The following is a 22,360-nucleotide window of genomic DNA, read 5'->3' on the forward strand; positions in this document are numbered from 1 at the left end:
AGGGTTTATTGGAATCTGTCTGTATACAAACAAATAAACGGATATTATCATGAAGGAAGTAAAAGAAAATAGGAGTATATGAATATGAGAAAGAAGAAAATAATGAAGGGCATTTTAGTTGTTATAATGATTTGCGCCGTGTATGCGGGGTTTTTACAATATCACATTTATAAGCATGGGCATATGAATGCAACCTACGATGCTGATTACATAATTGTACTAGGATCGAAAGTAAATGGGACGAAACCATCTTATTCATTGCAATATCGTATTGATAAAGCAGCTGAATATTTAAAATCACATGAGAAAACAATCGCTATCGTATCTGGAGGACAAGGAAAAGGCGAAGACATTTCAGAAGCATTAGCAATGAAACAAGGACTAATAAAACAAAATATCGCAGAAGACCGCATTATAATGGAGGACAAATCTACGAGTACAGATGAGAATATTACATTCTCAAAACCGTTAATTCCAGCCGATATGAAAAAAGGTATGATTGTAACAAACGATTTTCACATGTTTAGAGCGAAAAAAATAGCGGCAAAACAAGGTTTACAATTAGAAGGTCTTCCGGCAAAAACACCGAAACCAATCATCATTCCATCGAATGTACGAGAATATTTAGCAATCACACAGTACTGGTTTATGAATCGAATATAGTGAAAGTGATCCCGGCTGAAACTTCAGGCGGGATTTAGTTTGAGGAAAATCTTACAAATATGTCACGTTCGTGAAAGGTAAAGCGATAGTTTCTAGAATGGATTCCTGACATAATGAAGATAACAAAAACTATTTAGAGGTGAGTCGGATGAAAGGAAATAATATACTATCTTCACTATGTTACTTTAGTATCTTTTTTGCACCATTTTTACTACCAATTATCGTGTACTTCGTTGCGGAAGATGAAGTGAAATACCACGCGAAAAAAGCATTTTGGTCACATATTTTCCCGTACGCAATTTTATTCGGAGGATTAGCGATATCAGGAATATTCGGTTTAGGATTCAATCAATCTGACGGTGCTGGAATTGGAATGATGATCACATATGCAGTGTTCATTCTTGTAGGAATTTACTACTTCATTTGGAATATCGTAAAAGGTATTAAAGTTTTGAAAACGGCGTAATAAGATAAGAAATAATATGATGTAAATCTGTCGGTATAATTTCATTTACCGTATTAATAAACGTTTTAAAAAGAGCAATTCAAAAAGAATTGCTCTTTTTGTGCTTATAAGTTGTGAATATTGAAAAAGATATGTTAATTTTTCATTAGGAAGAGAAAAAGGAGTGATTTTCATGAATGAGATGATACATAAAATGGAGCAACACGTTTCAGTTCGTAAATATAAAGAAGAACCTATTCCGAAAGATGTAGTAGAAAGAATGGTGCAAGCTGCGCAGCATGCTGCGTCCTCGCATTTTGTACAGGCTTATTCTGTTATATATGTAACAGATCAAGACCTAAAGATTAAACTAGCAGAGCTATCCGGAAATCGTCACGTGAAAGACTGTGCAGCATTTTTTGTTTGTTGTGCAGATTTAAAACGACTTGAAATGGCATGTGAAAAACATGGTACCGAGATAAAGCATGAAGGAGTAGAAGATTTTATCGTTGCGACAGTAGATGCTTCACTTTTTGCGCAAAACTTAGCGCTAGCAGCAGAATCGTTAGGATACGGTATTTGTTATATTGGTGGTATTCGTAATAATCCGAGAGAAGTGAGTGAACTGCTTCATTTACCTGATAAAGTATATCCTGTATTCGGAATGACAGTCGGCGTACCAGATGAAGATCATGGAGTGAAACCACGTTTACCGGTAGCAGCAGTTCTTCATGAAAATGGATATGATGAACAAAAATATGATGAATTACTAAACGAATATGATGAAACGATGAACGCGTATTATAAAGAAAGATCATCAAACAAGAAAAACGTAACATGGACGGAATCAATGAGTTCGTTTATGTCTAAAGAAAAAAGAATGCATATGAAAGAGTTCTTAAGTGAAAAAGGATTAAATAAGAAGTGAGTAAAGAGGCAAACCTGTGATGTAGGTTTGTCTTTTTGGGAAGGAGAAATACCTAAGGCCAGAAAGTTGTTTATTCTTTCTGAACTTAGGTATTTTGCTTTTTATCATATACATAGAAATAAAAATTAATAATTTTTTACAAAAGTGATAGAAAATGAGAATGAAATGCCAATAGTAAGTAAAAGCGGCATAATAGCCGCTTTTTATCGTTTTATTTAGTATTTGATTTGAAATGTTTATCTTATGAAAGAAAGATTATTGCTAATTGTAAACTGTCAATAAAGTTATTTAAGTTTTGATATGGAATACCCTGCCGGAAAATACAGCAATAATTTTGTTTGAACATATCTGTTATGGCACAATCTAAAGCATCTTCTATAACAAGTTCAAACTTTCAATAAGAAGATAACCCCCTGTACAACTTAAAAGAATGTACGTAAATATTTTAAAAATCCGTTGATTAAGCCATTTAAAAATAATTTGACCTATAAACAAACCTAAAAATACAATTGGAATGGCATAAAAACTTGATTCCCAAATGGTTTTGTTTGTGCCAGTAAAGAGTATTTGAGTTACTAGGCTAATGAAATATATAAACAAATAAAAAGCTAATGTAGTTGCTCTTAACTTCTCTTTTTCAGTATCAGTTCCTGTAAAATAAAGTAACAGGGGTGGACCGGGCATACCGATACTTGTCGTTAAAAGACCAGATAATCCACCAACTATGAAATCTCTAGATTGTGTTGATCTAACCTTAACGTTGCATATTAGCAATAATGTTAATAGTAAGAGTAGGATGCTAACTGCTAATTTAAAAGTGTTTATGTTAACGGAAATGAAAATTAAAATGCCAAAAGGAACACCAACTATACTTCCAAAAATAAACCTTTTCAGTAGAACAAAATCAACGTCCATTCTTATTTTCCAAATGAGTGAAATGGAAATAATTAAAGATAAAATAATGTTTATTTGTATAGCTTCTTGTGGTAGAAATAACATAAGTAAGAAAGGGGTTGCCATTATGGAAAAGCCAAAACCTGTACTTGCTTGCAGAATAGAAGCCACTAATATAATACATACGAAAATGAATGTTATACCCAAAACAGCCCTCCTATTTAATCAAGTTTAACTAGTTAAAGTCTATTATTTAAGTGCAATATTTCACAAACTCATTTGTATTTTAACATAAATATCTAGTTTTTTCTCAAATAGTATTGCCATATAAGGCTCTTTAACTAAAAAATCCGACTTACATTTTGAAACAATTTTATTATGGGGAAACAAATAATGAATGGGATCAAAATGTATTGATTATCATTAATTTATTCACTGAGATCCCCGCGATAAAACAAGAACAGCCATATAAAACTTACAAAAATACAGCATGTAGCTAATAAACTGCCAATCATTTGAGGAGAAAGAATTTCTAACAGCCCTCCTGTAAAAAACATCGATAACTGAATAAGAGATCCGTAAATAGAATAATGGAATGAAAAAACTTTACCTATCATATTTTCGTGTGTGTAAGTTTGAAGTAATGTCGTATCAAGTGGAACGATGATTCCTCCTGCTATACGCATACAGAATAAAGTAATGATACCGATAATAAGTTGATCGGATAGAATGAATCCGAGAAAGAAAATTCCTTGTAATAAGTAGGCCCAACCGAATACTTTTTTCATTTTTTCTTTATTATGGGATATATAAAGATTAACGAGAAGGCTTCCTATCATAAGCCCAGCCCCTTGAACCGTATATAAAATCCCAATGTTCGTATGGAAAATTTTTTCGGCATAGATCGTTAGAAGTAGTTGATAAGCGCCTCCAATAATGCCCCATGAAATGCCGACAAGAATTAATGTTAAAATGATTTTTGTTTGTAATATGTATGTATAACCACCTTTTATATCAGTGAAAAATGCTTTGTTCTTGTTACAAGTATCATGAGCAGGAATACTCATGTTATAAATAAAATAGGCTGAAATAAAGTATGATAGGCTATTTACTAAAAAAGCGAACTCAATATGTAAAGATTGTGTAAGTATCCCGCCCAAAGAAGCACCTATAATAGACATAAAACCAGTAATTGTACTAGAAAGAGAGTTAGCAGTTACGAAATGGTTTTGGTGTACGATATTTTTTAAGGCTGCTTGTTTAGCCGGCTCAAATACACAAGAAAGTACGGATAAACATATATTGGCAATGAAAATAATCTCAATTTTATAGCCTGCGAGTAAGTATGTAAGAACTAGAATTCCCCGTGTAATATCGGTGAAAATCATAATATTCTTTTTAGAGAAACGATCTACAATTAAGCCTATGAATGGACTAAGAAGAAGCTGTGGTAAACCTTTACTTATAAAAGTAAGTGCGATCATAAACGGCGATTCCGTTATGCTGTAGACAAATGTTAATAAAGCTACCGTATGGAACCAATCCCCAAGTACACTTAATGTTTGCCCATAAAATAGTTTATTGAAGTTTTTATTTGTTTTAAGAAGTGTGGAATAAGAAACTGACATAAATAGATTACTCCTTATGTAATGACGATGTTTGAATTTGTTCTTTCCACTCACTTAAATACACTTTTTCCGCTGTAGGAAGTCCAACAGGTAATTGTGCAATCAATTCTAAACTATTTCCATCAGGGTCGTTAAAGTATACGGCTGCAGGTGCTAATTCCGGAAAAACAATCGGTTCAATTGGTTCCATTCCAAAGTTTTTTCGTGCTGAAATTCCTTTTTGATTTAGCCAATGAATCGCATTTTCTAAATTATGTAAACTTACTTGAAAGGCGATATGTCGTAAAGAGGGGTGATAATTCACTTTGTATTCTGTGCCTTCCCAAAGGCCGAGCCAACTCTCATTTTCTTTAATCCAAAAGAAAGCAATATTATCGCCTCTTTTATATAATTTTAGCCCTAGTGATTCATAAAAAGGTATTGATACTTTTAAGTTGCGGACAGGTAAATGTGCTTCGTAAAGACCTCTAATCATTGTAATCCCCCCTTAGTAAAAATGTTTCTTATTCCATAGTAAACAATATGTTGTTAGTTGAAATCGCAAATAAGAGGGATATAAATTCATACGAAAGTATGAAAAAAACAGCTCAAATATGAGCTGTTTTTTTATAGTTTTTCGTTCATTTGTCAAGGGTAGGATATATTAATATCCGTATCCGCCGCCACCCCAACAGCTACATCCGATGATGATTAGAAGGATGAATAGTACGATAAGCAAAGCAAATCCACCGCCGAAACCAGCGCAACTTCCACCATAACTCATATGTTTTCCTCCTTTTTAGTAAGTTAATCTATATGGTTCATGGACTACTATATACAGTATGTTTTTTGTATAGAAAACGAGCCAGTCTCATTTATAATTAGACAAATGCCTGTAGATTCATTAGGATTGCATGTTAGTGATTTGTAAATAAACCTTTACGTAATTCATAATTTAGGCATAAAAAATAAAAAATTGTAAAAAAAACCATTTTCTTATTTTTTTATGAGAGAATATGTACTATAATTTTACAAGTAATATTATGGGAAAAGGGAGTTTTAGTATAGAGATGGAGATGGGACAATTAAAAAATAAAATAGAAAACAAAAAGAAAGAGTTAATTCAACTTGTTGCGAGACACGGATTGGATCATGATAAAGTTTTGTTATTTAGTCGTGATTTAGATATACTTATTAATAAGTTTATGAACATAAAAGACAAAGTGCATAAATAAAAAATTTATAGTTTTTTATATTAAGATGTTTCACAGAAAGGAGAGGACAGTAATTGGAACATTTACAGGAAGAATTGTATAAACAAATAAAAGAAGAAAAAGGTACAGTTACAATTTTCTTAAAGAGTGGCGTTAGAATAATAGGAGAAGTTGTTGGAGTGAATAAATTTACAGTTTTAATCTTAGTGGATGGAAAACAACAGCTTATTTCATTATTGCTTGCATGCTTCAACATCAATGCCGGCAGCAATTAACTTCTTTTCTCCATCTTGTTCAATGATTTTTTGTAATTTAGATAGGAAAGAATCAAAGTTTGTATGCTTTGCTACTTGGAATGTCATTTTATGTTCAATTGGTAGCCACGTATCAATATCAGCTTCGTTATGCTGGATTTTCACCTCAAGTTTATCGAGTGCATTAGCAACTTTTGCTTCGTACGTTTCTTTCGCTTCAAACTCCATCCATAAGTCATATAATTCCTCACCGAGAGAACCTGTTAATGTTTGTTTAATATTTAAAATAGCTTCTAGTTCATTTTTTTGTTTTTGTAGCTGTAAGTCATGACTATTCATTGTATCAAATGCAGGGATATCACCAGCTTCGGCTTCGACTAGATCGTGAATAATAACCATTTTAAGTAATTTCTCAATATTTACTTTTTGATCCAAATAAGGTTCAACTAAAATGGCCATTAGAGACATGCGCCATGTATGTTCGGCAACACTTTCTTGACGTCCGTTGGAAAGCCAGCTATGTCGCATTTCATATTTTAGTTTTTCTGCTAATGCAATGACTTGTAAAATGTTGTGTTCCATCGTGATCCTCCTCACTTATTCATACCATAATTCTAATATAGAAATGAAATGTGTCAATTTCATGAGTATATTGCGATAAACAGATGATAAGCGTATAATACATGTTATATGTGAAAACGTATTATTAAAATAAAAAAATGTTATATAAAAATGGAAAGGAAAGGGCAGAAATATGGGAGAGAAAAATCAAGTATTAGCTAGACCACAAAGAAGAAAAAGGAAGTTTGATATTTCTAGCCCAGTGGGCATTATAGTAGGTTTCATTATAGTGATAGCGGCAATTATGCTTGGCGGCGGTGGAATAAAAGCTTTCAAAAACTTTTTAGATGTTTCATCTATTTTAATTGTCATAGGGGGAACAACAGCGACAATTGTTGTGGCATATCGATTTGGAGAAATAAAAAAATATACGAAAAGCATTTTTACTGTTTTACATAGAAGAGAAGAAGATTTAGAACAGTTAACGGATTTGTTTGTTGATTTTTCGAAAAAGTCTAAAAAGCACGGCTTGCTTTCTTTAGAGGTAGATGGAGAGCAAGTGGATAATCCTTTTATTCAAAAAGGAATTCGATTAATGTTAAGCGGTTACGATGAAGATGAATTAAAAGAAGTGTTATTGAAAGATATTGAAACGGAAGTGTATGAGTTAAGAAAAGGAGCAGCATTATTAGATAAAATTGGTGATTTTGCTCCAGCTTGGGGCATGATAGGGACTTTAATTGGTCTTATCATTATGCTCCAAAACTTACAAGATACATCGCAAATTGGTACAGGGATGGCAGTTGCGATGTTAACGACATTATATGGGTCTGTACTTGCGAATATGATTGCAATCCCTCTTGCGGAAAAAGTATATCGTGGTATTGAAGATTTATATACAGAGAAGAAGTTTGTAATAGAAGCAATTTCAGAATTGTATCGTGGACAAATCCCTTCTAAATTAAAGTTGAAACTGGATACATACGTATACGAAACAAAGGTAAAAAAGGTAAAAGGAGCAGCCTAATATTTCAAGGAGTGGTATGATGAGTAAAGGACCGCAAAAGGGATCGCCTCGTTGGATGACGACTTTTACAGATTTAACGATGTTATTATTAACTTTCTTTGTATTACTAGTTGCTACATCAAAGCAAGATGCAGTAAAATTGTCAAAGATGCTTGAAAAGTTTAGTGATACGGGGCAAGTAGATGCAAAAGTAATGGAAAATACAATACCAGATATTTCACATGAAAAAAATGATGAAAAAATGATCTCAAAAAAGAGAATGGATGAATTATATAAGAAGTTAAAAGCGTATGTAGATAATAACGGTATTAGTCAAGTGAATGTATATCGGGAGGATACAGGGGTAAGCGTCGTTATAGTAGATAATTTAATATTTGATACAGGCGATGCAAACGTTAAGCCCGAAGCGAAAGGGATAATAAGTCAATTAGTTGGATTTTTTCAATCCGTACCTAACCCAATTGTTGTAGAGGGACATACAGATAGTAGACCTATTCATAACGAGAAATTCCCTTCTAATTGGGAGTTATCTTCAGCACGAGCGGCAAATATGATTCACCATTTAATTGAAGTGTATAATGTGGATGATAAAAGGCTAGCTGCGGTAGGATATGCAGACACAAAGCCAATTGTACCAAATGATTCACCGCAAAACTGGGAAAAAAACCGTCGCGTTGTTATTTATATAAAAGAGTAGTATATTATTATTTTAATAATAAAATAATAAAAATACGAAAATTCTTTTAAAAAAATATTAAATTTTATCATTTTATTTTGTATAATGAGTGAGAATGATAAGGTGAAATATTAAGATATATTTATACATAGAAGGAGAGAATTAAAAAGAATGGCACATAAAATTTTAGTAGTAGACGATGCGATGTTTATGCGAACGATGATTAAAAACTTATTAAAAAGTAATGCTGACTTTGAAGTTATCGGCGAAGCAGAGAATGGGGTAGAAGCGATTCAAAAGTATAAAGAACTTCAACCTGATATTGTAACATTAGATATTACTATGCCAGAAATGGACGGGCTTGAAGCATTAAAAGAAATTATTAAAATTGATTCAAGTGCAAAGGTTGTTATTTGTTCTGCAATGGGACAACAAGGTATGGTATTAGATGCAATTAAGGGCGGGGCAAAAGACTTTATTGTAAAGCCATTCCAAGCCGATCGTGTAATTGAAGCTTTAACAAAAGTAGCAAATAGTTAATATAGAAGGGGTGCCACAAGGAATCAAAACAGTGATAGCAGATCGACGTGTGGCCCCCTTTTTTCTCATTGTAAAACACTAAATTGTTATACATAAATGAAATGTTTGTTAGACAGGTAGGGGATAAAAATGCAAACAGATCTATTAAATATATTTTTCGAAGAGTCAGAAGAACATTTACAGTCGCTAAATGAAAATGTGCTAGTGTTAGAGCAAAATCCTGCTGATATGGATGTTGTGGGAGAAATATTCCGCTCCGCTCATACATTCAAAGGTATGTCTGCGAGTATGGAATTTACGGAGATGGCTGATTTAACGCATAAGATGGAAAATGTGTTAGATGAAATTCGTCATGGAAATATAGTTGTAAATGCGGATATTATTGATGTGATTTTTGAGTGCATTGATAATTTGGAGAAGATGGTTGCAGATGTGCAACAAGGTGGAATGGGCAATATTGATGTAGCCTCAACTAAACAGAAATTAGAAGCGTTATTGAACGGCAATGTAGAAACTCCTACGGAACATATAGAGCAAAATCATATAGACAACGATGATGCAGTTTCGCATGAAGTGCATATAACAGTTGAACAGCAAGCGATTTTAAAAGCAGTACGTGCCATTATGTGTATTGAAGCATTGCAAAATGTAGGGAATATACAAAAAACAGCTCCGAGTATTGAAGAAATTGAAGCAGATGCTTTCGGATTTGAATTTACAGTATTTATGGATACGGATTGTAGTATAGAAGAATTGAAACAAGTAGTACTTCATGTTTCTGAAATTGAGAAAGTGGAAGTAAAGCAAGGAGAACCTATATCGAAGGAAGTAGCTTCTAAAAAAGTCGTTACACAAGAAGTTGTGCAAGTAGAAGAAAAGCTACAACCAGCTGTGGCTACGCAGGTAGAATCACCAATAGAGGCAACGAATCAACCTTCAAGTGCTATGCCAGCTAAAAGTACTACAAAAACGAAAAATGCTAAAGTGGAGAATCGTTCAATTCGTGTTCAATTAGAGAAAATCGAAAGATTAATGAATATGTTTGAAGAAAGTGTAATTGAACGTGGGCGCATTGATGAATTGGCTCAAACGATTCAAAACAAGGAGCTAATTGAACATTTAAATCGATTAGGCGATATTTCAAAAGATATTCAAAATGTACTATTAAATATGCGTATGGTGCCGATTGAAACTGTGTTCAATCGTTTCCCGCGTATGGTACGTATGTTAGCGAAAGATTTAGGGAAAAAAATCGATTTACAAATTACAGGTGAAGATACTGAAGTAGATAAAATTGTTATTGATGAAATCGGTGATCCGCTCGTTCATTTAATTCGAAATGCAATCGATCACGGTGTTGAAACTGTTGAAAAACGACGTGATGCAGGTAAAAATGAGACAGGTACGATTAAATTAGAAGCCTTTCATAGTGGAAATCATGTCGTTATTCAAATTACGGATGATGGAAACGGTATTAATAAAGGGAAAGTATTAGAAAAAGCGATTAAAAATGGCGTTGTAACTGAAGCAGATGCGAATAGATTAACAGATCGTGAAGTGTTTGATCTTATTTTCCAACCAGGATTTAGTACAGCTGAAGTTGTATCAGATCTTTCTGGACGCGGTGTCGGATTAGATGTTGTAAAACATACGATTCATAGTTTAGGTGGACATTTAATTATTGATTCTGAGGAAGGAAAGGGAAGTACATTTAGAATTGAACTTCCATTAACGTTGTCTATTATTCAATCTATGCTTGTTCAAACGAATGATAAGCGTTATGCTTTACCTCTTGGAAATATCGTTGAAGCAATTCGAATTAAGAGAGAAGACATCCAATCCTTACAAGGGAAAGATGTGTTAAATTATCGTAATCAAATTATTGAAGTGAAACATTTAAGTACTGTATTTGGTGAAAAAACAGTAGATGAGGCGTTTGCGTCATATGATGGTCAAATGGTTCCTGTGTTAATTGTTCGTAACACACATCGCAGCTATGGACTTATTGTAAACACAATTATCGGTCAAAGAGAAATAGTCTTAAAGTCATTAGGTGACTTCTTTGCAGAGAGTTCTAACTATTTCTCTGGTGCGACGATTCTCGGTGATGGACGAGTGGTCCTCATTTTAAACCCAGAAGGTTTATAATAGGAATGAAGGAAAGCTCCCCACTTGTATACAATTGGGGAGCTTTTTGGCTAATTGCTACGAATCTAATAATGGGATACATAGTAACGTTTTATACTAATGAGTTTGCTAAAATAAAATAAGAGTTTATATTATTTGATAGAAAAACAGAAATGAGGAGGCAGGGAAAATGCCTGAGCAACACACAAAAGGGGATACGAGCACGATTGTGCTAGAAAAAGAAAATGAGCATTTAACGCCTCAAGAATGCGATATTCTTGGCGAAATTGCAAATATATCATTTGGTTCAGCTTCGACTGTATTATCAACAATTTTAAATAGGCAAGTAAGCATTACTGCTCCTCGCATAGAGTTGGTAGATTTATATGATTCAAGAGATGTCGAAGTTCCACATGTTGTATTAAACATTCATTTTACAAAAGGATTGGATATGGAAAACCTTCTTGTCCTTAAGCAAGATGTTGCATTATCCATTGCTGATTTAATGATGATGGGAACAGGTGAAGTGGAGGACGGAAAAGAACTTGGCGAATTAGAGCTAAGTGCTGTACAAGAAGCGATGAATCAAATGATGGGATTCGCAGCTACATCTATGTCGGAATTCTTCCAAGATACAGTAGATATGTCTCCGCCGACGATTAAAGTTGTAAAGTTATCAGAAGAAATGGAGAAAATTTCTGAAATCGATGGGAATCATACGATTGTTAAAGTGTCGTTTGATTTAAAGATAGATAATCTTGTAAACTCTAAACTTGTACAAATTGTTTCAGTTGATCATGCGAAACAAATGGTAAATAAATTAATGCAATTATCTGGTGAAGTAGAAGAAACAGTCGAACCAGCAGAAGTAGTGGAAACTGAGATTGTAGAAGAACAAGTTGAAAAAGAGCATTTAACACAAGAAGAGAAAGATGTACTTGGTGAAATTGCAAATATTTCAATTGGTTCCGCTTCAACAGTATTGTCAACGCTTTTAAATCAGCCAGTTACAATTAGTACACCAAATGTGGAAGCAATCAATGTTCGTCATTATGATGGAGTACCAGTGCCATTTGTTATTTTAAATGTCGACTTTGTTGAAGGGCTAAAGAATGAGAATGTATTCGTATTTACGAAAGATGTCGCCTTAACAATGGTAGATTTAATGATGATGGGAACAGGGGAAGTTGATCCGGAAAAAGAGCTTACTGAATTAGAACTGAGCGGTCTTAAAGAAATTATGAACCAAATGATGGGTCATGCTGCTACGGCGATGTCAGAAATGTTCCAAGAAAAAATGGACATGACGCCGCCAAATGTTAAATTTGTAACGTTAAAAGAAGAAATGGAGTATTTGGGAGAGTCAATGGAAGTGGACGAACTCGTTCAAATTACGTTCAATCTTGAAATTGGTGATCTGCTTCAATCGAAAATGTATCAAATTTTGCCAATTTCTGAAGCGAAAGAAATGGTAAGGCGACTTCTGTATCCAATGGTGGAAGAAGAAGAGATTGCCACAGAAGAAATTGAAGAAGAAAAAATTGTAGAACCAGTTGTGCAACCTATTGAATTTAAAGAAGTAAAACAAATGGAACCAGTATATATGGACACGTCCATTCTACAAAATGTAGAAATGAATGTGAAATTTGTATTTGGAAGTACAGTGAAAACGATTCAAGATATATTAAGTTTACAAGAAAATGAAGCAGTTGTGCTAGATGAGGATATTGATGAACCAATTCGTATTTATGTAAATGATGTATTAGTGGCGTATGGTGAACTTGTAAATGTAGATGGATTTTTCGGAGTAAAAGTGACGAAATCACTATAAGGCATTGAAATAGGAGTTTGAACTAGTAGATGAAAAACGTAAAGTTTTTTCTAATGAGTTGGCTAAGCATACATGTATGCTTGTTCTTCCCCTTGCAAAGTCAGGCTGAGGAACAAATTGAGTCAGATCAAAAAATAAATGAAGTGAATGTACAAGAAGAAAATAAGGAATCTCAAGAATCGTCAGAGCAAGTGGAAACGAAGCAAGATGAAGAGAAACAAAAAGAAGCAGAACAACAAGAAGTAGTAAATAAACAATTGAGTGAAAGAAAGATAGAAACAGAACAGGGAATTATTACAGTAAATAAGCCGGAGCTTAAAGTTGGCGAAGAGGTGCGAATTGCTGTAGAACCAAATGGGAAAAACATTCAAAGTATGAAAGGTATATTGCAGTTACAAAAAAATGGGGAGCAATATGCGCAAGAAAGAATGTTATCTTTTGAGTATGATGAAGAAACGAAGAGCTGGGTTGCTAACTATAAAGCAGGGGATTTTGATTTGCAAGGTGATTGGAATCTTCAGCTCGTTCAAAGTTACAAAGAGAATGAGAAAGAAGAGCTCATAAAAAATGAAGTGAAAGTCCCGCTCATTCGTATTAAAAATGAAACGCCAACTATAGATAAAGAATTGCCAAAGTTACAGAAAGTTACTATTGATGAAGTAAAAGAGAACTTAGTTGAACGAAAACAGGGAGATTCTATACATATACGAGTAAAAGCATCAGATATAGAATCGGTTGTAAAAGAAGTGCGCGTTACATTAAAAGGGAAAGAAAATAAAGAGCTTTCGTTTTTATTAGACTACAACAAGCATGATATGGATTGGCAAAAAGTATTTGAAATAACAGAAGCATTGCCGGCTGGGCCATACGAATTACTTGTAGAGATAATAGATGCAGCAAGTAATAAACTTGTTGAGGAAAGTGAATATACCATTTCTGTTTTGGTGCCAAAAAATGAAGATGATAAAAAGATAGAAGAGAAAGAAGATAAATTAGATAATAAACTAGAAAATGAATTAGAAGAGAAGAAAGAAAATAAGAAGCAAGAAGATTCCAAAGTCAAAAACCCGGTTCCAGAAGAAAATTTGCCAGTTGTTCAAATTCCGAAGCGAGATGAGAAAGTAAATAAGTTTATAAAAGAACCGTTGGAAGAGAAAGAGGAATTTACTTACGTTATAAAAGAGCCGTTCGAAGACAACAAGGAAGTACATAAGGCGAAGGACCAAAAAGAGAAAAATAACAAACAAGTTGCCTCTAAAAAGAAAGAACAAAAAGAAGAACCGAAAGACAAGAAAGAAGAAAAAGGTGAACAGGGAGTGCAAGCTTCTGATGTGTTTACTATCATGTCAGGTTTATTCGTACTGTTTTTAGTTTTAAAGAGTAATAAAGAATGGGGCTAATTATTTCATAGTAGTGGAGGCGCTTAAATGGAGATTAAACGTACGACAATTGAAGATAAGGCGTTACAACCATTAAAACAGCCTGCAGCTATTTCGGAGCATGAAATCCAGAAAGAACGAAAGCGTAGCAATTTAGTGTTTACTGGACAGTCTAAAATTATTTCGAAAAATAATGAAATAGGTATTTTACTTGCAAGTTTAAGTGATGGAAAGATTATGAAGGAAATGCTTTCTAAAGAGATGGATACAGTGTTACAACTTTTTAAAAAGTTACACACGTTATCTGGAGAAGGAAAGCAAACAGAAAAAATATTTGAACAAGTAATTAGAAGCCTACAAGGGCTTGTTAAGCAGGCGCATATAAAAGAACTTCCTTTGTTAGATGGAACATATGATTTCGCTGAAGTACAACTATCATTTGGTAGAAAAGTACATATTCCGTTACTAGATGTGAGTGCACTTATCTCTAGAGTGGAAAGTGATTCTTCAGAAGGAAATATAAATTTGATGGTAACGGTTATTACTGCTTATATAACGAAATTGTCTAACGAAACAATTTTAATTAGTGTTACAGACCGCATTGCTAAAGATCGGGATGTAAGTGTATGGAGAGCGCTTGCGGAAATGAACATGACACAATTATCACAGGCATTGAAACAAACGATGCAAGAACATAAATGGTCTATGACGCTTCTTTTTCTCTTTGTATGGATTGTCGGTATTATTTTAATTCGAGTTATGTAAAAAGGTCGTCACTCCATTGTGACGACCTCTTTTATATTTTTTCGTAGAAGAATGTATCAAATCGCTGAAGATTGTAACGCTCGGGTGTTAAAATTTGTTCCGTACTACCAACAAATAGTACACCGCCTTTTCGTAAAGAACGACTAAATTTTTCGTAAAGTTTTACTCTTGCTTCTTCTGTGAAATATATCATTACATTGCGACAAATAATCAAATCATAATTTGTATCGAATGACTGCATTAAAAGGTCATGTTGTTTAAACGAGACGTTTTGTTTAATGTTTTGATGCAATGAATATAGATCATTCTCTTTTGTGAAATGACGTTCTTTCAAATCATTAGGTAATTCCTTTAACGAACGTTCTGTATATTGACCACGTTTTGCGATTTCTAAAATATGAAAATCAAGATCTGTTGCTTGAATTTCAAAACGAAATGGAGCAAGATGCTTCGATAAAATTAAAGAGAGTGTATACGGTTCTTCACCAGCAGCGCAAGCGGCACTCCATACCTTTAATTTTCCGCTATTTTGTTCGAGTAATTTTGGTAGTGCTTTCGACTCTAAAGTTTGCCATCGTTCTTTATTTCTAAAAAACTCTGAAACGTTAATTGTAATATAGTCAATAAAATTTAAAAATAAATTTTGATCAGCGCGTAATTTGTTTAAAAAATTAGTGTAGTTTTCGAAGCCTTTTCTCGAAATGAAAGCATCGATTCTACGGCGCATTCTATCTTGTTTATATGAAGCGATGTCCATATTGAATTGTTGTTTAAAACTCGCGATAAAATGATCATAATCTTGTTCAATTATCATATTTACAATGGGCACAATAATGATATTGTGCCTCCCCCTTTACATCATACGAATTTTTTGTTCAAAGCTTTTTTTCATTTGCTTTTCATGTAATCCTGGTAAATCATAAATGACAGCATCAATACCTGCTTCTTTTGCAACATCGACAGGGATGACAGATGTATGTTTGTCCCCATTATAAAAACAGAGAACTAAATCAGTGTCTTCAATAATTTGTTTAACAAAAAACATATAATCTGATCGGTAAATGGAGTCAGAAGGATGATCAAAAGCAACATATTCGGCTCCGTGTTTTTTTAAGTAATCAACGACTTCTTGGAATTCATCTGTAATTGCTTGCAATGGTTGCAGCGTGTAAAGGCATAAATTTTGAGCGAGTCTTTCATTCTCAACGAAAAAACGAAGAACCTCATTTTCAATAGATTTATAACATAATATGTAAATTTTATGTTTGTGAGCATAGTCAGTTAAAAATTTTTTAATTTCTTCTTGATCTAATGCTGTTAATTGATTTGAACCACAAAGGAAAATATTCATAGAATTGTGCCACCTCATGCTAAATTGTAACATATCTTTTATAAAAAATAACTGCAAAATATTACTGTTCAGAGTATAATTATAAATAACTGGATTTTACGATTAAGTTTAGGAAGAAATAAAAAAATAAATAGGTGATATATATGCTACGTTCTATCTCGCATAATCCAATTTTATCGCATATACCGCCTGCTACTCAAATGCCGAAAGAAGCAAATGTCAGGACAGGACTTGCATTTTCGGATAATTTGCATGCAGATCCGAAAAAAGATAAATTACTAGAACAAATGGAAGCGTTTGTCGATAATATTGGAGAAATTAAAGAGAAAATTGAAATGGAATTAACGCTTGATAATGTAATGGAATACAAAAACACAGTAAAATCATTTTTGAATTTCTACGTTGATAATGTATTGCAGTATAAAGATGTCATGTCTCGTCACCCACGTTACGGATATTCACAGAAAATGACGATTGTGAAACAGGCAGAAATGGGATTGAATGAATTAGAAGATGTGATGAATCTAATTAATACGAAAACAGGACATTTAGAAATGTTAAATCAAATTGGAGAAATCCATGGTTTAATTGTGAATTTAGTCTTGTAAAAGGAAGGAAGCTATATGTACATACAATTATATGAAAAACTCGTTATTATTCAAAAAGCGTATGAAAATATTCAAGCGCTTGGAGAGCAAATATATGAGAATTTAAAAAATAAAAATGTAAATGCAGTTCAAAAGTTGCAAGTAGAGCAATTGCAGTACATTGATGGTTTAAAAGGGTTATCAAGCTCATTTGAAGAAATGGTTGTTCAGTTCTGTAAAGAACAAGGAGTTGAATCGTTTCGTGTCAGTGCGTTATTTTCGTATTTTTCTCAAGAAGAAATTGAAAAAATGAAAGAATTACAAAAAAATGTAACTGAATTAGAAGAGAATGTAAAAATGATTCTTTTGAAAAATCAATATTACTTAAACGTACTATTAAAAACTACAGAAAGTATTGTGGATTCTGTTTCTGAATACAACTTAGAGCGAAACAATAATTCGCAAATCTTTATGAACGAACTATTGTAAAGGAGAAGTGAAGCTTTATGAGATTATCTGATTATAATACACCGCTATCGGGTATGTTAGCGGCTCAAATGGGGTTACAAACAACGAAACAAAACTTGTCTAACATTCATACACCGGGTTATGTGCGTCAAATGGTGAATTACGGATCTGTTGGAGCAAGCAATGGTCATACGCCAGAACAGAGAATTGGTTACGGTGTACAAACGCTAGGTGTTGACCGTATTACTGATGAGGTAAAAACGAAGCAGTTTAATGATCAATTATCTCAGCTCTCTTACTATAACTACATGAATTCGACTTTATCCCGTGTAGAGTCTATGGTTGGAACGACAGGGAAGAATTCATTATCTAGTTTAATGGACGGTTTCTTTAATGCCTTTCGTGAAGTAGCAAAAAATCCAGAGCAACCAAACTACTACGATACATTAATTTCTGAAACGGGGAAGTTCACAAGTCAAGTGAATCGTCTTGCGAAAAACTTAGATACAGTGGAAGCACAGACAGCAGAAGATATTGAAGCGCATGTTAATGAATTTAATCGTCTTGCTGCTAGTTTAGCAGAAGCGAATCATAAAATTGGACAAGCGGGTACACAAGTGCCGAATCAACTTTTAGACGAACGAGATCGCATCGTTACAGAGATGTCTAAGTATGCAAACATCGAAGTATCTTATGAATCTATGAATCCTAATATCGCGAGTGTTAGAATGAATGGTATTTTAACAGTAAATGGACAAGATACATATCCACTTCAATTAAATAAAGAAAAAGATCCAATGTCAGTTGAGATTTACGGTTCAGAGATCTCTGTAACTAGCGGGGCGATAAAATCAGCGATTGATACGAAAGCGAAGATTGTTGAATATAAAAAAAATCTCGAAGACTTAATGAGTTCGATGAAAAATCAAGTGAATACAGTGATGGGAAAAGATTTCTTCGTTGGAGATTATGCGAAGGATATGAAGTTAAATCCAGAATTCCAAAAAGATGTTTCGAAAATGAAAATGTCTGCTGAAACAGCAAATAAACTAGCAGCAGTTACAGATGACGATTATAAAGAAGGTCTTTCTTATAAACAAGCATTAGACCAATTTATAGTTCGTGTTGCATCTGATAAAAGTGCAGTAAATGGTTATCAAAAAATTCATGGCGACTTACTAGAAGGTATTCAACAAGAAAAAATGAGCGTTGAAGGTGTAAATATGGAAGAGGAAATGGTAAATTTAATGGCCTTCCAAAAATATTTCGTCGCAAACTCTAAAGCTATTACTACGATGAATGAAGTGTTTGATAGTCTATTTTCGATTATTCGATAAGTGATAATAATTGATTGGAAATATATAAGGAGGAGATAGAAATGAGAGTATCTACATTTCAAAATGCAAACTGGGCAAAGAATCAGTTAATGGATTTGAATGTGCAACAACAATACCATAGAAACCAAGTAACTTCAGGGAAGAAAAATCTTCTTATGAGTGAAGATCCACTTGCAGCGAGTAAATCATTTGCGATTCAACATTCATTGGCGAATATTGAACAAATGCAAAAAGATATAGCGGACTCTAGAAATGTGCTAAGTCAAACAGAAAACACATTGCAGGGTATTGTGAAATCTTTAACGAGGGTGGATCAATTAACTATACAAGCATTAAATGGAACGAATAGTGAAAAAGAGTTGAAAGCAATTGGAGCAGAGTTAGACCAACTGGTAAAACAAGTTGTGTATTTAGCAAATACAAAAGAACAAGGACGTTACATTTTTGGTGGGGACAGTGCAGAAAAGCCCCCGTTTACAGATGAGGGGACATACCAAGGTGGCGGAAATGATGTAATGTGGAAGCTGAACGATGGTTATGAAATTAAAGCTTTTCGTAAAAGTGAGGATTTATTAACTCCTGTAATTCAAACGTTAGTAAAGATGAAAGATGCTATGCAAAGTGGTGATCAAAACACGTTGAAACCGTTATTGGAGGGGAATAAGAAAAACTTAGACAATGTTATTAATCGTACGACGGAAGTCGGTTCAACGATGAATACTATTGATACGTTTAAGACGATTTTAAGTGAACAAAATTTAGCGCTTCAAGAAAATCGTAAAGAAATTGAAGATGTTGATTTAGCGGTAGCGATTTCCGATTTAGCTTATATAAATGCGACGTATGAGGCGACACTTAAGGCAGTTAGTACGATGAGTAAAACGAGCATTTTAGATTACATGTAAAAAATAAGGAGTGGGAAATATGGCAGGGACTTTAACGGGTATTGGTGATAGACAACAGATTTGGAACCTTGGTAATAATATGATTGATACCTCAAAACTTGTAGAATTAGAATTGCAAACTTTGGAAATGAAGAAGACACCGTATAATAACCAAAAACAGTTGCTAACAACTGAACGAAATGTATATGCAAGTATGAAAAAAGAATTTGGAAACTTTTTGCAAGTTTTTAAAGATTTAAATGAATTTAAAGGTAATGAAAAGAAAACAACTCTAACCAAAGAGGGGTTTGTTACTGCACAGGCAGATGCAGCAGCGATTGCTGGAACATATACTGTTACAGTCGAAAAAATTGCGGAACGCCATCAAATTACAACAAAACCAGTTGATAAAATAGACTTAGATGCAAAAATTGAAAAAGATGTTACGTTTGGTATTAATGGTAAAGAAGTTAAAGTTTCAAAGGACATGACTTATAAAGAGTTAGTAAATAAAATTAATAATGGAAATTATGGCGTGTCTGTATATTCATTGGGGGGACAATTGTTCTTTACATCTACTACAGCTGGGGAAAAAGGAGCAATAAATTTAGTAGATGGCAAAGAAGGTTTTTTAGAAGAAATAGGCTTAGTGAAGTCATCTATAGATAAGGATAATAACAAGGTATTTACGGTTGCCCATGAAATAACAGCAGCTACAAATGCTGAATATACGATAAATGGGATTAAAGATTCGAGTGTATCTAATAAAATTGATACGATTCCAGGTTTAATAATTAATTTAGAAAAAGTAACTACAGAACCTATCAAGATTACTGTTGAGGATTCAAATATAAAAGACTCCATTGATTTAATCAAAAAAATGAAGGATGAATATAATAAAGCTGTTTCAACTTTAGATTTATTTGCTGGTGAAAATGGAGCTGTACAAGGAAGTAGTATTGCATTTTCAATTAGTAATACAATGACAAATATATTTAGATATTCACAAGATGGAAAGTTTTTAAATGATTTCGGAATTCAAGTGGACAAAAGTGGGAATATGACTCTAGATGAAGAGAAATTAAAAAATGCTTTTAAAGAGGATCAAGAAACAGTGAAGCAATTTTTCTTTGGTTTTACTGGTTTAGGCCATGATATGGAGAAAAAATTAAATGGAATCTTTGGAGATGAAGGAGTTATAGGAAAACGCTCAAAAAGTATTGAAAAGCAAGTAAAAGATTTGGATGATAAAATAAGAGATATTGACAAAGTAAATAAAGAGAAACAAATAACTATTATTGATAAATATTCTAAGTTAGAAAGCACGCTAGCCGCACTGGATAACCAATTAAAAACAATTAAAGCAATGACAAAACAAAAAAGTGATGATTAATGAAAGTTGAGGAAGTGATCGTATGCAAGCATGGCAACGTTATATGCAAAATGATATTATGACGAGTAATCCGATTAAAAATACAATTTTTATTTATGAAAGATGTATTGTAGAGTTCCGTAATTTAGAAGAGATTTTACATACTTTTAAACTACAAGAAGGGGACGCACTTCTTGAAAAATTAGAACGTATTTTTGAAGAACTAAAGCTTCAATTAAATCCTGAGATTACGAAAGATTTATATGATAGTCTCTATGGGTTATACGATTGGATTAGCATTCAAATTCAAACGATGAAAGTAACGCGTGAAGCGAAAGATATTGATGCAATTGTGAAAGTGTTACAAGATTTAATAGACGGTTACCGTGGAGCACTTGAAAATGAACAATGATATTTATCGGACGTTTGTCAGCTGTTTTAATGAAATCGGTGAATTGCAAGTGTCAGACAGAGAGTTTGCTGAGAAGAGTGAGATGTTAAATCGCTGGATGATGACATTGGATGAAGAAACGCGTGCGCAAGTTGCAGCAGAAGTAAGCCCGTTCATTATTAAGGCAGCTCAGCACATTCGAGATAAGCAAAAGATTTTGGAAGAAATGATAATGGCAAATGATGGGCGAATGAAGGCTAATTCATTTTACGGTAAATATTAATAATAACGTCTGGAAACAGATTCCCCTTTTAAAAGGGGGTCTATTCCTTCGTTTACATAAAGAACTCCGCTGATTGAGGTTTCATTTTATGACTGTGATGAAAAAATAATAGTAATCTAAATAATAGAAAAATGGACTTTAGTTTATAGTTTATATATTGAAATGTTCTATAGATTACTATGTGTATACAGTTTTTTGCATTCTTTTTTATATTTTTGTATTTTTCTAAAGACAACAATGAAAAAATGGAATAAAATATGTAAGGGTACATAATAGTAAATATTTTAATAAACGCATATAAGAAAATGAATAATAAAGTGAAACTTCTATCAGTGGATCATTACGTTAGAAAAGGAAGGGTGTGGAATATGCCAGATTTAGTGAGTGATGTAAGCCATTATATGAATTATTTAGTGACGAAACGAAATACTGTTTCTAGTAATATTGCAAATGCGAATACACCTGGCTATAAAGCACAAGATGTAACATTTGCTGAGCAGATGAATAAAAGTAGTGCGTTATATAAAAATAATGCGGCTGATTTACAGAGCAATCCAGATTTATATCAAACGAATGAAATGCACTTACCGACAGTAAATACGAAAAATACATATGCAAAGATTCAAACAAAATCAATGCAAACGAATAAAGACGGAAATAGTGTGGATGTAACGACAGAAATGCTAGATTTAATGAAAGCAAATCAGTTATACGGTATTTCAATTAACGCAATTAATACACAATATGCAATTAACCAAGCGGCACGCGGACGTTAA

Annotated in this window: 27 protein-coding genes; 20 read left to right on the forward strand and 7 right to left on the reverse strand. The window is 33.3% G+C overall.

All coding sequences use genetic code 11. The features are described 5' to 3' along the window. The first annotated feature begins 84 nt into the window (after window positions 1-84). From MHH55_RS02425 to nfsA, 3 genes are all read left to right on the forward strand, one after another. A complete protein-coding gene (locus MHH55_RS02425) occupies window positions 85-663 on the forward strand; it encodes a YdcF family protein (protein ID WP_001227676.1) in 579 nt (192 codons plus the stop codon). Between the two features lie 148 nt (window positions 664-811). Continuing rightward, window positions 812-1,129 carry a DUF4870 domain-containing protein gene (locus MHH55_RS02430; protein ID WP_000678038.1) on the forward strand — a complete coding sequence of 106 codons (318 nt, stop codon included), beginning with the start codon at window positions 812-814 and terminating at the stop codon, window positions 1,127-1,129. Between the two features lie 172 nt (window positions 1,130-1,301). Then, window positions 1,302-2,036, forward strand: a complete 735-nt coding sequence (gene nfsA / locus MHH55_RS02435) for an oxygen-insensitive NADPH nitroreductase (RefSeq protein WP_001004524.1) — start codon at window positions 1,302-1,304, stop codon at window positions 2,034-2,036. Between the two features lie 375 nt (window positions 2,037-2,411). Here the strand turns inward: nfsA and MHH55_RS02440 are convergent, their stop codons facing one another. The 4 genes from MHH55_RS02440 to MHH55_RS02455 form a co-directional block, all read right to left on the reverse strand. Continuing rightward, entirely contained in the window at window positions 2,412-3,137 is a 726-nt protein-coding gene (locus MHH55_RS02440) for a sulfite exporter TauE/SafE family protein (protein WP_046392533.1), read from the reverse strand. Window positions 3,138-3,358: 221 nt separating this feature from the next. Continuing rightward, window positions 3,359-4,558, reverse strand: a complete 1,200-nt coding sequence (locus MHH55_RS02445) for an MFS transporter (RefSeq protein ID WP_000117055.1) — start codon at window positions 4,556-4,558, stop codon at window positions 3,359-3,361. A 7-nt stretch (window positions 4,559-4,565) separates the two neighbouring features. After that, entirely contained in the window at window positions 4,566-5,033 is a 468-nt protein-coding gene (locus tag MHH55_RS02450) for a VOC family protein (RefSeq protein WP_000617955.1), read from the reverse strand. 168 nt (window positions 5,034-5,201) lie between these two features. After that, window positions 5,202-5,321 carry a YjcZ family sporulation protein gene (locus MHH55_RS02455; protein ID WP_000120179.1) on the reverse strand — a complete coding sequence of 40 codons (120 nt, stop codon included), beginning with the start codon at window positions 5,319-5,321 and terminating at the stop codon, window positions 5,202-5,204. Between the two features lie 232 nt (window positions 5,322-5,553). Between MHH55_RS02455 and MHH55_RS02460 the strand changes: the two genes are divergently transcribed. Together MHH55_RS02460 and MHH55_RS02465 are read left to right on the forward strand one after the other, a co-directional pair. Then, window positions 5,554-5,772, forward strand: coding sequence for an aspartyl-phosphate phosphatase Spo0E family protein (locus tag MHH55_RS02460; RefSeq protein WP_000291688.1), 219 nt, complete (start codon window positions 5,554-5,556; stop codon window positions 5,770-5,772). A 53-nt stretch (window positions 5,773-5,825) separates the two neighbouring features. Continuing rightward, window positions 5,826-6,026, forward strand: coding sequence for an RNA chaperone Hfq (locus MHH55_RS02465; RefSeq protein ID WP_078186161.1), 201 nt, complete (start codon window positions 5,826-5,828; stop codon window positions 6,024-6,026). Here MHH55_RS02465 and MHH55_RS02470 read toward each other — a convergent pair. Next, a complete protein-coding gene (locus tag MHH55_RS02470; protein WP_000400752.1) occupies window positions 5,985-6,587 on the reverse strand; it encodes an HD domain-containing protein in 603 nt (200 codons plus the stop codon). The two genes, MHH55_RS02465 and MHH55_RS02470, sit on opposite strands and share 42 nt — an antisense overlap. A gap of 172 nt (window positions 6,588-6,759) precedes the next feature. On the opposite strand from MHH55_RS02470, the gene MHH55_RS02475 reads away from it, so the two are divergent. From MHH55_RS02475 to MHH55_RS02505, 7 genes are all read left to right on the forward strand, one after another. Continuing rightward, window positions 6,760-7,593: a flagellar motor protein MotP gene (locus MHH55_RS02475; protein ID WP_000504191.1), complete on the forward strand. Its 834-nt coding sequence runs from the start codon at window positions 6,760-6,762 to the stop codon at window positions 7,591-7,593. Window positions 7,594-7,612: 19 nt separating this feature from the next. Then, window positions 7,613-8,290 carry an OmpA family protein gene (locus MHH55_RS02480; RefSeq protein ID WP_000033627.1) on the forward strand — a complete coding sequence of 226 codons (678 nt, stop codon included), beginning with the start codon at window positions 7,613-7,615 and terminating at the stop codon, window positions 8,288-8,290. Between the two features lie 150 nt (window positions 8,291-8,440). Then, window positions 8,441-8,809, forward strand: a complete 369-nt coding sequence (locus tag MHH55_RS02485; RefSeq protein WP_000940565.1) for a response regulator — start codon at window positions 8,441-8,443, stop codon at window positions 8,807-8,809. 129 nt (window positions 8,810-8,938) lie between these two features. After that, the gene (locus tag MHH55_RS02490; RefSeq protein ID WP_001192608.1) at window positions 8,939-10,957 is read left to right on the forward strand and encodes a chemotaxis protein CheA; all 2,019 of its coding nucleotides are present in this window, start codon (window positions 8,939-8,941) and stop codon (window positions 10,955-10,957) included. Between the two features lie 169 nt (window positions 10,958-11,126). After that, entirely contained in the window at window positions 11,127-12,767 is a 1,641-nt protein-coding gene (locus MHH55_RS02495; protein WP_078186160.1) for a flagellar motor switch protein, read from the forward strand. A gap of 29 nt (window positions 12,768-12,796) precedes the next feature. Then, complete coding sequence (locus MHH55_RS02500) at window positions 12,797-14,167, forward strand: transglycosylase (protein WP_048538190.1); 1,371 nt, start codon at window positions 12,797-12,799, stop codon at window positions 14,165-14,167. 27 nt (window positions 14,168-14,194) lie between these two features. Then, complete coding sequence (locus tag MHH55_RS02505; RefSeq protein ID WP_000403951.1) at window positions 14,195-14,911, forward strand: hypothetical protein; 717 nt, start codon at window positions 14,195-14,197, stop codon at window positions 14,909-14,911. A gap of 31 nt (window positions 14,912-14,942) precedes the next feature. Here the strand turns inward: MHH55_RS02505 and MHH55_RS02510 are convergent, their stop codons facing one another. Both MHH55_RS02510 and MHH55_RS02515 read right to left on the reverse strand, forming a co-directional pair. Further along, window positions 14,943-15,725 (reverse strand): CheR family methyltransferase, encoded by a 783-nt coding sequence (locus tag MHH55_RS02510; RefSeq protein WP_017657446.1) that lies wholly within the window; start codon window positions 15,723-15,725, stop codon window positions 14,943-14,945. 39 nt (window positions 15,726-15,764) lie between these two features. After that, window positions 15,765-16,262, reverse strand: a complete 498-nt coding sequence (locus MHH55_RS02515; RefSeq protein ID WP_001020110.1) for a flagellar motor switch protein FliG — start codon at window positions 16,260-16,262, stop codon at window positions 15,765-15,767. A 143-nt stretch (window positions 16,263-16,405) separates the two neighbouring features. Between MHH55_RS02515 and MHH55_RS02520 the strand changes: the two genes are divergently transcribed. From MHH55_RS02520 to flgB, 8 genes are all read left to right on the forward strand, one after another. Next, window positions 16,406-16,870: a YaaR family protein gene (locus MHH55_RS02520; RefSeq protein ID WP_000946323.1), complete on the forward strand. Its 465-nt coding sequence runs from the start codon at window positions 16,406-16,408 to the stop codon at window positions 16,868-16,870. A 15-nt stretch (window positions 16,871-16,885) separates the two neighbouring features. After that, window positions 16,886-17,338, forward strand: a complete 453-nt coding sequence (locus MHH55_RS02525) for a hypothetical protein (protein ID WP_000275879.1) — start codon at window positions 16,886-16,888, stop codon at window positions 17,336-17,338. Window positions 17,339-17,355: 17 nt separating this feature from the next. Continuing rightward, complete coding sequence (gene flgK / locus MHH55_RS02530) at window positions 17,356-18,654, forward strand: flagellar hook-associated protein FlgK (protein WP_001239715.1); 1,299 nt, start codon at window positions 17,356-17,358, stop codon at window positions 18,652-18,654. Between the two features lie 41 nt (window positions 18,655-18,695). Further along, window positions 18,696-19,559: a flagellar hook-associated protein 3 gene (locus tag MHH55_RS02535; RefSeq protein WP_074619167.1), complete on the forward strand. Its 864-nt coding sequence runs from the start codon at window positions 18,696-18,698 to the stop codon at window positions 19,557-19,559. A gap of 19 nt (window positions 19,560-19,578) precedes the next feature. Next, window positions 19,579-20,931: a flagellar hook-associated protein 2 gene (locus MHH55_RS02540; RefSeq protein ID WP_061113514.1), complete on the forward strand. Its 1,353-nt coding sequence runs from the start codon at window positions 19,579-19,581 to the stop codon at window positions 20,929-20,931. 22 nt (window positions 20,932-20,953) lie between these two features. Further along, window positions 20,954-21,322, forward strand: coding sequence for a flagellar export chaperone FliS (locus tag MHH55_RS02545; protein WP_048558875.1), 369 nt, complete (start codon window positions 20,954-20,956; stop codon window positions 21,320-21,322). Then, window positions 21,312-21,584 (forward strand): flagellar biosynthesis protein FlgG, encoded by a 273-nt coding sequence (locus tag MHH55_RS02550; RefSeq protein WP_139362393.1) that lies wholly within the window; start codon window positions 21,312-21,314, stop codon window positions 21,582-21,584. The genes MHH55_RS02545 and MHH55_RS02550 overlap by 11 nt, the downstream gene beginning before the upstream one ends. 305 nt (window positions 21,585-21,889) lie before the next feature. Further along, window positions 21,890-22,360 (forward strand): flagellar basal body rod protein FlgB, encoded by a 471-nt coding sequence (gene flgB / locus MHH55_RS02555; RefSeq protein ID WP_139362483.1) that lies wholly within the window; start codon window positions 21,890-21,892, stop codon window positions 22,358-22,360.

This window comes from Bacillus sp. FSL K6-2944 (genome assembly GCF_038005385.1).
GTDB classification, from domain to species: Bacteria; Bacillota; Bacilli; order Bacillales; family Bacillaceae_G; genus Bacillus_A; species Bacillus_A cereus.

Excerpts from the sequence above, each read along its gene's own strand:
- flgB (WP_139362483.1), top strand. The coding sequence starts at position 21,890 with ATGAATAATAAAGTGAAACTTCTATCAGTGGATCATTACGTTAGAAAA.
- nfsA (WP_001004524.1), top strand. The coding sequence starts at position 1,302 with ATGAATGAGATGATACATAAAATGGAGCAACACGTTTCAGTTCGTAAA.
- MHH55_RS02490 (WP_001192608.1), top strand. The coding sequence starts at position 8,939 with ATGCAAACAGATCTATTAAATATATTTTTCGAAGAGTCAGAAGAACAT.
- MHH55_RS02460 (WP_000291688.1), top strand. The coding sequence starts at position 5,554 with ATGTACTATAATTTTACAAGTAATATTATGGGAAAAGGGAGTTTTAGT.
- MHH55_RS02515 (WP_001020110.1), bottom strand. The coding sequence starts at position 16,262 with ATGAATATTTTCCTTTGTGGTTCAAATCAATTAACAGCATTAGATCAA.
- MHH55_RS02480 (WP_000033627.1), top strand. The coding sequence starts at position 7,613 with ATGAGTAAAGGACCGCAAAAGGGATCGCCTCGTTGGATGACGACTTTT.
- flgK (WP_001239715.1), top strand. The coding sequence starts at position 17,356 with ATGAGATTATCTGATTATAATACACCGCTATCGGGTATGTTAGCGGCT.
- MHH55_RS02470 (WP_000400752.1), bottom strand. The coding sequence starts at position 6,587 with ATGGAACACAACATTTTACAAGTCATTGCATTAGCAGAAAAACTAAAA.
- MHH55_RS02500 (WP_048538190.1), top strand. The coding sequence starts at position 12,797 with ATGAAAAACGTAAAGTTTTTTCTAATGAGTTGGCTAAGCATACATGTA.
- MHH55_RS02485 (WP_000940565.1), top strand. The coding sequence starts at position 8,441 with ATGGCACATAAAATTTTAGTAGTAGACGATGCGATGTTTATGCGAACG.
- MHH55_RS02450 (WP_000617955.1), bottom strand. The coding sequence starts at position 5,033 with ATGATTAGAGGTCTTTACGAAGCACATTTACCTGTCCGCAACTTAAAA.
- MHH55_RS02510 (WP_017657446.1), bottom strand. The coding sequence starts at position 15,725 with ATGATAATTGAACAAGATTATGATCATTTTATCGCGAGTTTTAAACAA.
- MHH55_RS02445 (WP_000117055.1), bottom strand. The coding sequence starts at position 4,558 with ATGTCAGTTTCTTATTCCACACTTCTTAAAACAAATAAAAACTTCAAT.
- MHH55_RS02550 (WP_139362393.1), top strand. The coding sequence starts at position 21,312 with ATGAACAATGATATTTATCGGACGTTTGTCAGCTGTTTTAATGAAATC.
- MHH55_RS02425 (WP_001227676.1), top strand. The coding sequence starts at position 85 with ATGAGAAAGAAGAAAATAATGAAGGGCATTTTAGTTGTTATAATGATT.
- MHH55_RS02455 (WP_000120179.1), bottom strand. The coding sequence starts at position 5,321 with ATGAGTTATGGTGGAAGTTGCGCTGGTTTCGGCGGTGGATTTGCTTTG.
- MHH55_RS02430 (WP_000678038.1), top strand. The coding sequence starts at position 812 with ATGAAAGGAAATAATATACTATCTTCACTATGTTACTTTAGTATCTTT.
- MHH55_RS02545 (WP_048558875.1), top strand. The coding sequence starts at position 20,954 with ATGCAAGCATGGCAACGTTATATGCAAAATGATATTATGACGAGTAAT.
- MHH55_RS02505 (WP_000403951.1), top strand. The coding sequence starts at position 14,195 with ATGGAGATTAAACGTACGACAATTGAAGATAAGGCGTTACAACCATTA.
- MHH55_RS02540 (WP_061113514.1), top strand. The coding sequence starts at position 19,579 with ATGGCAGGGACTTTAACGGGTATTGGTGATAGACAACAGATTTGGAAC.
- MHH55_RS02535 (WP_074619167.1), top strand. The coding sequence starts at position 18,696 with ATGAGAGTATCTACATTTCAAAATGCAAACTGGGCAAAGAATCAGTTA.
- MHH55_RS02495 (WP_078186160.1), top strand. The coding sequence starts at position 11,127 with ATGCCTGAGCAACACACAAAAGGGGATACGAGCACGATTGTGCTAGAA.
- MHH55_RS02520 (WP_000946323.1), top strand. The coding sequence starts at position 16,406 with ATGCTACGTTCTATCTCGCATAATCCAATTTTATCGCATATACCGCCT.
- MHH55_RS02525 (WP_000275879.1), top strand. The coding sequence starts at position 16,886 with ATGTACATACAATTATATGAAAAACTCGTTATTATTCAAAAAGCGTAT.
- MHH55_RS02475 (WP_000504191.1), top strand. The coding sequence starts at position 6,760 with ATGGGAGAGAAAAATCAAGTATTAGCTAGACCACAAAGAAGAAAAAGG.